General features: G+C 39.9%; 13 protein-coding genes. 5 read left to right on the top strand and 8 right to left on the bottom strand.

Annotated elements, in window-relative coordinates:
* Positions 1-206 precede the first annotated feature (206 nt).
* The 7 genes from LQ216_RS18585 to LQ216_RS18555 form a co-directional block, all read right to left on the bottom strand.
* Entirely contained in the window at positions 207-656 is a 450-nt protein-coding gene (locus LQ216_RS18585) for a PLAT/LH2 domain-containing protein (RefSeq protein WP_230130960.1), read from the bottom strand.
* A 75-nt stretch (positions 657-731) separates the two neighbouring features.
* Positions 732-1139 (bottom strand): hypothetical protein, encoded by a 408-nt coding sequence (locus LQ216_RS18580; RefSeq protein WP_230130959.1) that lies wholly within the window; start codon positions 1137-1139, stop codon positions 732-734.
* Positions 1140-1694: 555 nt separating this feature from the next.
* Positions 1695-2354, bottom strand: a complete 660-nt coding sequence (phoU, locus tag LQ216_RS18575) for a phosphate signaling complex protein PhoU (RefSeq protein WP_230130957.1) — start codon at positions 2352-2354, stop codon at positions 1695-1697.
* A gap of 56 nt (positions 2355-2410) precedes the next feature.
* Positions 2411-3232, bottom strand: a complete 822-nt coding sequence (gene pstB / locus LQ216_RS18570) for a phosphate ABC transporter ATP-binding protein PstB (RefSeq protein WP_230130955.1) — start codon at positions 3230-3232, stop codon at positions 2411-2413.
* Between the two features lie 36 nt (positions 3233-3268).
* The gene (pstA, locus tag LQ216_RS18565; protein ID WP_230130953.1) at positions 3269-4147 is read right to left on the bottom strand and encodes a phosphate ABC transporter permease PstA; all 879 of its coding nucleotides are present in this window, start codon (positions 4145-4147) and stop codon (positions 3269-3271) included.
* A complete protein-coding gene (gene pstC, locus LQ216_RS18560) occupies positions 4147-5055 on the bottom strand; it encodes a phosphate ABC transporter permease subunit PstC (protein ID WP_230130970.1) in 909 nt (302 codons plus the stop codon). Before pstC ends, pstA begins: the two co-directional genes overlap by 1 nt.
* Positions 5056-5188: 133 nt before the next feature.
* Positions 5189-6142: a PstS family phosphate ABC transporter substrate-binding protein gene (locus LQ216_RS18555; RefSeq protein WP_230130951.1), complete on the bottom strand. Its 954-nt coding sequence runs from the start codon at positions 6140-6142 to the stop codon at positions 5189-5191.
* 139 nt (positions 6143-6281) lie between these two features.
* Between LQ216_RS18555 and LQ216_RS18550 the strand changes: the two genes are divergently transcribed.
* The 4 genes from LQ216_RS18550 to LQ216_RS18540 all read left to right on the top strand — a co-directional run bounded on the left by LQ216_RS18550 (position 6282) and on the right by LQ216_RS18540 (position 8397).
* Positions 6282-6515: a hypothetical protein gene (locus LQ216_RS18550; RefSeq protein ID WP_230130950.1), complete on the top strand. Its 234-nt coding sequence runs from the start codon at positions 6282-6284 to the stop codon at positions 6513-6515.
* A 442-nt stretch (positions 6516-6957) separates the two neighbouring features.
* Positions 6958-7494, top strand: coding sequence for an ABC transporter permease subunit (locus LQ216_RS20560; RefSeq protein WP_354959351.1), 537 nt, complete (start codon positions 6958-6960; stop codon positions 7492-7494).
* On the top strand, positions 7475-7885 hold the full coding sequence (locus LQ216_RS18545; protein WP_230130948.1) for a hypothetical protein: 411 nt from the start codon (positions 7475-7477) through the stop codon (positions 7883-7885). The genes LQ216_RS20560 and LQ216_RS18545 overlap by 20 nt, the downstream gene beginning before the upstream one ends.
* Positions 7886-7905: 20 nt before the next feature.
* Positions 7906-8397: an ABC transporter permease subunit gene (locus tag LQ216_RS18540; RefSeq protein WP_230130946.1), complete on the top strand. Its 492-nt coding sequence runs from the start codon at positions 7906-7908 to the stop codon at positions 8395-8397.
* A 71-nt stretch (positions 8398-8468) separates the two neighbouring features.
* Here the strand turns inward: LQ216_RS18540 and LQ216_RS18535 are convergent, their stop codons facing one another.
* The gene (locus LQ216_RS18535) at positions 8469-10214 is read right to left on the bottom strand and encodes a metallophosphoesterase (RefSeq protein WP_230130944.1); all 1746 of its coding nucleotides are present in this window, start codon (positions 10212-10214) and stop codon (positions 8469-8471) included.
* A 289-nt stretch (positions 10215-10503) separates the two neighbouring features.
* Here LQ216_RS18535 and LQ216_RS18530 point away from each other — a divergent pair, with 289 nt between their 5' ends.
* On the top strand, positions 10504-11139 hold the full coding sequence (locus LQ216_RS18530) for a pyridoxamine 5'-phosphate oxidase family protein (RefSeq protein WP_230130942.1): 636 nt from the start codon (positions 10504-10506) through the stop codon (positions 11137-11139).
* The last annotated feature ends 48 nt before the right edge of the window (positions 11140-11187 follow it).

Here is an 11187-nt window from a genome sequence, read left to right as displayed (position 1 = left end):
GGGGTGAACAGTTTAGTTGACGAGATCTCACTCCCACGCACCCGTACGTTCTACCCTGGCTACTGAAATAATAGGTCCTATTAAAAAAAGGTCAACCAGTAAAAACTGGTTAACCCTATAATACGAACGCACCCGTTACTTTAAGTACATCTCTTCACATTCTAAAATATATTTATATGCAAAGTCGGTATATAAAAGCCCCCATTTTAGTTAATATTGGTACACTCATGTTCATTAAAGGAACAAAGAGGTTTATCATAATACGGATTTCCTTCAGATGCTGATTTTCCAGCGTATGGTGTTCTTGTTGCTCTGTAACAATGGGTACCATGCTCGCAATTTAACACACGATTTAACATAAACAGCCATCCAGGGTGATTCCTATAATCAGGTAATGGAAGTACCTGAATTGTAAAAGGAGACCATTTAAAATCAGTACTATTTTCTGTTCTTTTAAAATGAATTATTAATTGGTCGATATCACCCAGTTCTTCGTAAGTTGAGAATATAAATTTTTTCGTTTTACCTCTTTCAAAGTTGGTATAAGGACCTAGCTGTTTAGATTTATCAGCTGTTCCACAGAAAGTAAAATACACATTCGAATCGGAACCAGAACCTTCTTCATCGCTAGTCTTAACCCTAACTTCGTATTTCATTGTTCACACCTCTTCGATATCCTTTGTTTAATGTCTCCTTTATTAAAAGGAGAAGAATCTAGTTTTTCACTATACTCAAGGCCAAACCGTTCCTGTAACCTGAGCTCCAAAAGGAGACCCCTTAAAACAAACTTCTACTACATCCATGACACCATCGCATAGACCAAGGTTCACTTCATCAATAAATTCTTGTTCTTTTTTTCTACCTTCCGAGCGAGAACAATAACGAACCTTTCCTAATACAGTAGTATCAGCATCTGTTCTGTAAGCAATGGTAATATTTATACCCGCAGTATGAGAATAAACCGTGTACCAAGTTCCCCAAAAATTAGCTCCAGCTTGTGCTATAAATTGGCGACTCAATTCAGTGTTTCTTGGACCCAATTTCTCCTGTTCTCTTTCTACAGTTCCCGTAGACATGTCAGTTTGTTCATATAAAACATTGTTATCCATGGAAATGGATTTTTTTTGATTTTGTTCCATCTTCATCACCTCACAGATAGCTTGTGTTATTGTCCTTAAATATTTACACTGTAAAAAATGGAAAAAGGAATTTGGAAAATCCGCCTTGTGTAGAATATTCAATTACTGAAAGTGATAAGGATTAATTCAAATTTTATAAAATAAATCAGGGAATAGATGCGTTGTTTTAACAATTTATCAAAACTTACATATAACTGTTATTTCACAAATCTGCCCCTTTAGTTTAAGTACATTTTTTTACAATCTCACGCCAATTTTAACATAAATATCCAGTTTTATTTAGAAGGTCTTATTCAATTTAATGGCCCGTTTGTGGAAGAACAAGAATGGAGTTTTATAACATTAACAAAAGCAATAAAGAAAAATCCTATCTAAATTATAGGATTTTGATCAAACTTTATTACAAATTATCAATCTTTTTTATAAATTATCGAACTTTTTTTAAAATCAACATTTGAAACCAAATTGCGGTTTTATACCATGCTTCTTTACAATTACTATGTATTTTTGCAAAAAAATAACGCGGTACCCAAGTTTACAGGTACCGCTTTTCTGTTAACTATTTAAATCATACCGTCTTCCCTTAACAAGGTAATATACACTTTCCGCGATATTCGTACAATGGTCCGCAGCCCTTTCCAAATAGCGGCACACAAACAACAGCTGGGTGACTCGCGGGAGTGACTCGGGATTGTTCTCATTTTTGGAAAGAAAATCTCTGATTGTTTGGCCGTATAACTCATCTACTTCATCATCCATGTCGGCTACTTTTTTCGCTTTTTCAATGTCTTCCTCATTATAGGCTTCCAGCGATAATCGCAGCATTTCCAACAAGATCCCATGCATTTTCCGGATGTTTTCTACCGGAGCCAATTCGGAATCCTTACCGATCCGGATTGTCGACTTAGCAATGTTTACTGCAAAATCGGCTACTCTCTCAACATCTGTAACGATTTTGATGGCTCCGATAATTCTGCGAAGATCAATAGCGACTGGTTGTTGGCTAGCTATAAGCCAAATCGAAAGATCATTTATTTCTTCATCCAGTATATCTGCCTTCGTATCATCTTCCATGATTTCGAGCGCTAATTCTATATTTTGCGTTTCCAGCGCCTCCAATGCTCTCGTCAGCGCCTCGTTTGTAAAATCTCCTAGTTCCTGCACTTTATTTTGTAGTTTTGTCAGTTCATCCTCGAAGCTTTCTCGAATGGCCATATTTACACTCCCCACATAACTAATCAGGCACGCGTCCTAATTAATTCGAATTATTTTTATCCAAATCGGCCGGTAATATAATCTTCGGTCCTTTTATCGGATGGATTGGAAAACATCTTTGTCGTATCCGCGAATTCCACTACTTCTCCATTGAGAAAAAAGGCGGTCTTATCTGAGATACGCGCAGCTTGTTGCATATTATGGGTTACAATGATGATGCTGAAATCTTTTTTTAGCTCCTGAAGCAGTTCCTCGACTTTTAAGGTGGAGATAGGATCTAAGGCGGACGTCGGTTCGTCCATAAGGATGACATCGGGTTCAATCGCCATGCATCTGGCAATGCATAGCCGCTGCTGCTGACCGCCAGATAGGCCGTATGCATTCTGGTTTAAACGGTCTTTCACCTCGTCCCAAATCGCCGCTGCCTTCAGACTCTTTTCCGCGATCTGATCAAGCATCTTTTTATCGCGGATGCCATGGATTTTTGGACCATACACGACATTCTCGTAAATGGATTTTGGAAAAGGATTTGGCTTTTGAAATACCATTCCTACTCTAGTTCGCAACTCTTCTACATTATATGATTTGTCAAGGATGTTTCTGTCGCGATAAACGATTTCTCCTGAGGTTTTCACCCCTGGCACCAATTCAATCATTCTGTTCAATGTTTTAATATACGTAGATTTCCCGCACCCTGAAGGGCCAATGATAGCTGTTACTTCATTTTCGTTGATATCTAAATCAATGTTTTTTAATGCCTGGTTTTCACCATACCATAGATTCAACTGTCTCGTTTTATAAACAGAACGGATTTCGGTAGGTTGTTCAACCGATTGGTTTTCTTTTCTGGATTGGTTACTTTCAATCGTTTTATCCATTGTGTAGCCTCCTCCATTAAGTATTCTCCGCCATAATCAATATCTCCTTTGATATTTATTGCGAATTAGAACGGCTATCGTATTTAATAGAAGTAAAAGTACGAGTAATACAATGATACCCGCTGCAGCGATAGCGTGAAACTCTTCCTGAGGCCTGCTGGTCCAATTATAGATTTGCATAGGGAGAACTGTGAAAATATCAAATACAGTTCTTGGCAAAAAGGCTACGAATAAAGGCAAACCGAGGACGACAAGCGGCGCGGTTTCTCCTATCGCCCTTGATAAAGCTAAAATTCCGCCAGTTAATATACCGGGGATAGCAGCCGGAAGCACAATCCGGATGATGGTTTGCCATTTAGTTGCCCCGAGGCCAAATGAAGCTTCCCTTAATTCTTTAGGGACCGCCCGAATCGCTTCCTGAGAAGCAACGATAATGATCGGCAATACAAGCAGACTCATGGTTAAGCCGGCTGCCAAAACACTCGTACCCAAAACTAACGCACGAACAAAAACGGTTAACCCTAATAAGCCAAATACAATGGATGGCACTCCAGCCAAATTTGAAATATTGATTTGAATGAATGTAGTCATGGCATTTTTCTTTGCATATTCCTCCAAATAAATCGCAGTGCCCACCCCTAAAATCAAGGCAACCGGGGCAACGACCGCCATGAGCCAAATCGAACCAATCAACGCGGTGAGTACCCCAGCCTGTTCCGGCCTTCTCGATGGCAGGCTTTGCAAAAACTGAAGGTCCAAATAACCAATTCCCTGGAAGATAATTCGATATAGCAAGACCGCTAAAACGAGCAACGCAAATAGTGTAGCCAAGAGAAACAAAGAACGAAAAAAGATGTTTGAAGCAAGTCTCGGCTTCATTCTATTCTTGATTCTTCCGTGATCAATGAACTTCATCAATATTCCTCCCTAAACCGGCGTGAGACAAATTGCGCGATAAAATTCATCACAAGCGTGAACAGGAACAACGTCATTCCAACCGCATAAATACTATAGTAAATCGTAGTGCCATAGCCTGCATCGCCCTGGCTCACCTGGACGATATAGGCGGTCATCGTCTGGATCGAGCCGGTTACATCCCATGAAAGGTTTGGTGTCGAACCGCCCGCGACCGCGACAATCATCGTTTCTCCAATCGCCCGCGAGATGGCAAGCACAATGGAGGCAATGATCCCGGAAATCGCTGCTGGCAAAACAACTCTTATAGCAACTTCGAATTTGGTTGCACCTAATGCGAGAGCTCCCTCGCGCATGGCCATCGGAACCGATGACATCGCATCCTCGGATAAAGAAGCAATCATTGGTGTAATCATAATGCCGATGACAAGTCCTGGGCTTAACGCATTAAAAATTTCAAGCCCAGGAATTATATCCCGAAGCAGCGGTGTTACAAAGGTTAAAGCAAAATAACCATAGACAATGGTCGGGATCCCTGCCAGCACCTCTAATATTGGTTTAATGATCCTGCGGGAACGCTCTGTGGCATACTCGCTCAAATAGATGGAGGTCGCAATTCCAATCGGTACCGCCACTAAGACGGCAATGGCCGTCACCTTCAACGTTCCAGAAACGAGAGGCATAATACCATACGAAGCATTAGTTGCCGAAAAAGGATACCATTTGTCCGCCGTCAAAAACTCTTTAATCGAAACGGTGTTGAAAAATATAAATGTTTCAAATATAAGCGTAAGCACAATTCCGATTGTGGTAAGTATGGATATAGCTGCTGTGATAAATAACAAAATCGGTACGATATTTTCAAATGAAAAGCCTTTGCTTTTCTTATGTACATTTTCAGAAATCATTTCTTGCACCGATGAAGTTTTTCGATTATTATCCAAAAATTTAAAACTCCTTTCGATCCACATCATTTTCCATATTTCACTATAAGAGAAGATGGGAAGTAAGGAGTCACTTCCCATCAAATAACAAGCAAGTCTACTTTAAAGCTTCCAGTTTATCCATATCCGCTTCATACTCTTCTTTCGGAAGGCGCACATACCCAACGTCCTCGGAAAATTCAGCAGAATTTTCGATCGTGAAGCGGAGGAAGTCATACACCTCTTTATTTTCTTTTACCTCAGCATTATTCGCATAAGTGAATAACGGACGGGACAGCGGCGCATATTCCCCGGATTTAATGGTTTCATTGTTTGGCTCGACCGGTCCTTTGCCGCCGTCAATTGGAACAACCTTTAGATCATCCTTATTTTCAACGTAATAGGCATATCCAAAGAAGCCGATTGCATGCTTCTCTCCTTTTACACCCTGTACAAGGATATTGTCATCCTCGGAAAGGGTTGCCCCTTCTACCATTGGTTTCTCTTCTAGTACAATTTCATTGAAATAATCAAATGTACCGGAGTCCGTTCCTGGTGAATAAAACTGGATTTCCTCATCTGGCCATCCTTCACGAATATCCGACCATTTTTGAGGACTGCCATCTTCAAGCCACATTTTTCTTAACTCCTCAATCGTTAAATGGTCCACCCAATCATTGTCTTTGTTGACAGCGACAGAGAGCCCGTCAAAGGCTAGCCTGAATTCTGTATAATCAATCCCGTTTTTCTTGAGTGCCGCTTTTTCTTCCTCTTTAATCGGACGGGAAGCGTTTGCTAATTGAGTATCCCCTGCAGCAAATGACTCAAAACCGCCCCCTGTTCCGGACGTCCCAACAGAAACTTTTACTTCTGGCTGTTCGGCCATATATTCTTCAACGATGGCTTCCATTATTGGATAGACCGTAGATGAGCCGTCCACACTGACATTGCCTTGCAGCTGGTCTCCCCCGCCTTCCCCGTTGCCTCCATTGTTGTTTTCTCCCTGATTTCCACATCCAGATACGGAAATAAGAAGCAGCGCCAATAACGCAAAGTATTTAATTGTTTTCATTTTTGAATACCTCCTAAGTTTTGAAATAAATAAGATAAGATTTTCCTTTAGTATGGCCCATTCATAAAATAATTATGGATTGAAAATATTATTAGCAAGCGATGGATTTTTATTAAATTTGAGAAATGAGGGATAATAATTGGACGTTGAAAAAGTTTTTTCCGAGGAATCAGTAAAAGTGAATATTGTATTAAATAAAAAATTGGAAGATAATAAACTAAGGGCTTCCACCGAGGGTCTTTCTGAAGCAGAAAGTGCCAACATTAAGATGCAGAAAGCTTTTTATGGAAATGAAAAGGATCATAATACTTTTCCGCCAACTTACATTTATAACAATACACCTGCAATTAAAGTAACTGGGGATGAAAATTAAAAGCTCATTTTAATGCAAACAAACCCTGCTAAAATCTAATCAAGCAGGGTTTGTTGTTATTTCAAATCGGACGGAAGGAAGAACAAATCATGACACTGTCCCGCCTTGCCAAAAAGATATTGATTGTTATATGCCAGATGTTTTTTTTCACTTTTTATCATTTTATTGATTAGCAGTTGGCTTATCTTATTTAACGATATGAAAATTAACGGGCAGGAATATTGGGATCATACGTGGATGCTATTTGATAAACTTATTCATTTTAACAATGACACTTTTCTCGAAAATGGGAAGTATGGACATTGTTTCCGTTTGCTTTGGAATAGGCGGCAGAAACCTACTATATTTTATTCTTGGCATTATTAATTTCTGTGCTGTTTTCCGCAATCATTGCCTATTTGTCGTTTATTTTATTTAAAAATCGAATTGGAATCATTACAAAATCGTTACGATCCTTGAGGCTATACCGGATATTTTTACAATCACTTTACTTCCTATTTTAATCATATTAATCTATAAAAATTCTGGAGTCCTGTTATTTAAAGTCGTTTCTCTTGGAGATAATAGAACCATTGCTTTACCTGTTTTTTGTTTAAGCATTCCTTCCAGTTTTTATTTCATCAGGATCTTTCTACATGTCATCTTCTTAGAGTATCAAAAACCCTATGTCGAGCTTGCCCGTTCTGTCGGTACTACAAATATCAAACTATTAAACTTCCATATCATCCGGAACATACTCGATGAATTATTCATAAACTCTAAGACGATCATCTGGACGATGTTATCTTCCTTATTTGTGATTGAATATCTGTTTAACATTTTAGGAATTACGTACCTGATTACCCGCTATCAATCCCCCGAGATGTTCATGATAGGACAAGGCTTTTGTTTCTGCCGATTTTCCTTATCTATAAATGCTATGACTTATTTGTCCCGCGAGTCATTAAGGGGGAACCTTCTTGATACGCTTGTTGCTTAAAGATAAAATGTTCTTGCTTGGCACCGCCTTTTTGATAGGGCTTGTAACGCTAAGCTTTATAAACTCAATTTTTTTTGATAGGGAAGTCCCCCAGACTTTAATCGAGTTCAATAAAGATGCATCGGTGAAATCTGTACCGCCATATCCCCCTTCCTTCCGTTATCCATTTGGCACCAACACGGATGGATACAGTATGCTTGGCCTCGTCATCCAGGGTTCGAAGTTTACGATCGGAATTGGCTTGGTGATTGTCATTATTCGGATTTTGCTCAGTTTTCTACTAAGTGCTGTCCTTTCTACATATCTATCAAAATTGATTCCTTTCATTAAATGGATTGCAGAGCCATTTTCGATTATTCCACAAACCCTGTTTGCGTATTTTTTTTGTTAGTCAGCGTTTTGTGGATGCCGATGGAGGGATTTCATCATCCGTTTTGGCTTATAGCCACGTACCAGGTGATCGTCATGAGCCTGATTGCCCTGCCTTCTTTAACGTTACATTTATCCAGCATCATGAAAAAAAGCTGGGATGAAGAATATGTGGAAAGCTCCCGGGTTCTGGGCGGATCGAAATTCCATATACTTAGGAAGCATATTATCCCGGCTGTCTCTGATAAGGTCTTGTTACTATTTATGCAGCAATTTATCCAGGTGCTGCTGTTGATGGCACATCTGGGAGTATTAAAATTATTCTTTGGTGGAACCAAGGTCGAGGAAGGCACAGTGAGCTCGATTTCCAACGAATGGTCGGGCTTGATAGGTTTTTCCTATCAATTTTTACGGGCGTACCCATGGATTCCGTTGACGCCTATCATTTTCTTCGCTTTGACAAGCATTGCTTTAGTGTTGATTTTGGAATCGATCAAGAAAGCCCAGGCGATACAAAGCCAGATGATCAAGTGATTCCCTTCCCTATTTGCAAAAACCCCCGCTTCCGTTTGGAGCGGGGATGTCTTCTTATTAAAGACCATGTTTCATTGTTGAAGCTTAATTTCCTTTTTAGTGTTTGCTGGTATTTTCACTTTCACTTCCAGCTGCTGTTTGCTTCCATACAGCTTGTTTTGTGTAATTTCACCAAATGATGCCTTGTAGTTTCCGGGTTTCATATAGAACTGGAGATATAAAGTAATGTCTTTGTTTAACCGGTTCGTTACAACAGCGGTTTGTGTGGCTTGAGTGCCATCATTCGGCTGAGTAAACTGGTTTTCAAACGAGACAATACCTTCTGAAGTCACGCCATTCTTATATACTGGAATGGACCGATCCGGCCCTTCATATACGTAAGAGTTAAAATTGTTGCCTCTTTTTTCCTTTTGGAACACTCGGTAGCCTACCCATGGTTTGGCCGATAATTCAATGGAGGCCGTCGTGGAATAAAGGATACCTTCCTGCTTTGTTATATTATCAACATGCGTGTGTCCATGCAGGGAAATATTCACGTTATTCCTTTCCATGATGTCGATTAATTCATGGGCACCTTCTCCATGCCATTGTTGATCATATTCTACGCTCAGTTTTTCACCCTTAAGCAAGGTTGTCAATTTTTGCGGATTATGCTGGGCATCATACTCTTTCCAATAGTTCTGAACTTCCGGATCAGAGGATGGCCATATGTCACGGTCGCGCCAGAGCGGGTTATGGTGTGAGAAAAGGCCTTTTACTTGTCCACCCTGGGCTGTTTGTTTATTTTTTACGAGATCATCTTTAATCCAGTCCAGTTGTTCGTCACGTAATTGGCCTCCCCAGGTCGGAACAGATACCGATCCATGTCCCTGGCGATCGAATTTGTGCCAGTCAAACGAGTTATACCCAATCATATGGGCATATGGACCATAATCAAACGAAAAATATTGCGGGCCAAAGTACTGTTCCCAATATTTTGCACCGTCCGCCAGTGTCGCATCTTGTGCATAAAAATCATGATTGCCCGGTACAAGATAGACTGGCACATCAAATTTCTTCAATACCCGATACGTTTCTTCGTACTCATACATATATTCCTGCGGGTTCATTTGACCAAACATTAAGTCACCTGTCATCACTACAAAATCAGGCTTTAACAGATTCACCTGTTTAATCGTTTTTTGGAGATACAGCCATCGTTTTGACTCGTCTGGATTCCACATTCCTGCTTCTATTATGTTTGCGGGATCCGAAATGTTTCGTGGTGAGCCCACATGTATATCAGTCAGATGCATGAACGTAAAATCCTTTTTAAATTCATTCACGATTTTAACGGAGTTCGGTTCATCATCTTTTACACGTGCTCCGTCAGCCGTATAACTGATCTCTAAATCGTATAAATTTTCTGCGGTACTATCAGGAATCGCAACGGTTAAATTGTAAATAGAACTGCTATTCTTCCAATATGAATCCCCTTTTTCGACCTTTGTAACAGGGAGCGAGTAAACGGCTTCCACGCCTGAATTCTGCGTTTCATTGAGTTTTACCTCCCACCCGGCAGGATCCTTTCCTTTTGTGTCCACTTGCAAGGTTAATTGTGTCCCTTTTTTCTTGATGGCCGGTGTCCCCATCAATGGATAGATAATATGGTTTATTTTCGGTTCCAACTCAATATTCGGATTATGATCAAGATAATGACTGGTGTTGCCGATTCCTCCATCCTGCTTATCTGCACTTGAAATTGCTTGAGTCTGCATGCCGGGAAAAGCGAATGATAATATAGTTGCTGCTAATAATAGCCTTGGTTTCCAGTTCATCTGTCAAACTCCTCTCAATTTGTCGAATCTATCATAACAATGTATTGTAAATCGCTTATTACAATCTCATTAAAAGATTGCTAACGTACGCCTACATTTCGTTTCTCCATCTGTTAATAGATTTTCACGGACAATAATATATTCTATCGAGGTTCTTTTCAAAATAATAACTATGCAGAAAAACCAGGTGGATAAACGTTATTTTTCAGCATAGTTATAAAGCACAAGCCAATTATTTCTAAAAAAAATTTTGTGTTTTTAATTTTTAAGGTATGATTTTCCTAAGGAGATGGTTTGTTTGAAGTTTATAAATGAAGTGAAATCCGAAGAAGAATTGCGTTCCTTATTAGGCAATCCCGGCGTACTAGCAAAGAATAAGGTGATAGATTATCTAGATGAGAATTGTATCGAGTTTCTCCGCAAATCTCCTTTTCTCATCGTGTCATCTGCTAATTCTTCCGGGCGTTGCGATAGTTCACCACGGGGAGATGCCCCCGGTTTTATCCATGTAATCGATCAAAAACATTTCGTCATCCCTGAAAGACCAGGGAATCGTCGTCTGGATTCCATCCTGAATGTATTGGAAAACCCTCAGGTCGGCGTGCTTTTTCTCATCCCCGGCTTGGATGAGACGTTAAGAATAAACGGAAGCGCAACAGTGATTCGTGATGAACACATCCTTGAGAATATGAAAGCAAACGGAAAAACTCCCTTACTTGGGATTGCAATTGAGGTCGAGGAATGCTTCATACATTGCGGCAAGGCGTTTGAACGCTCTGGATTATGGAACCAAGACACATGGATTGAGAAAGCTGCCCTCCCGTCTGCTGCAAAAATGCTGGCAGCTCATGCTAAATTGCCCGACATGACAGAAAAAGAAGTGGCAACATCTTTAGATGAGTCTTATCGTAAAAGACTTTATTAATTAACATATAGAATTAAAAATAGCACGCTTCGCAGCATGCTATTTTTT

The organism is Bacillus sp. CECT 9360, assembly GCF_918741275.1.
Lineage (GTDB): Bacteria > Bacillota > Bacilli > Bacillales > DSM-1321 > Peribacillus.
The sequence above is the reverse complement of the archived record's forward strand: the minus strand, read 5'-3'. Positions and strand labels throughout refer to the sequence as shown.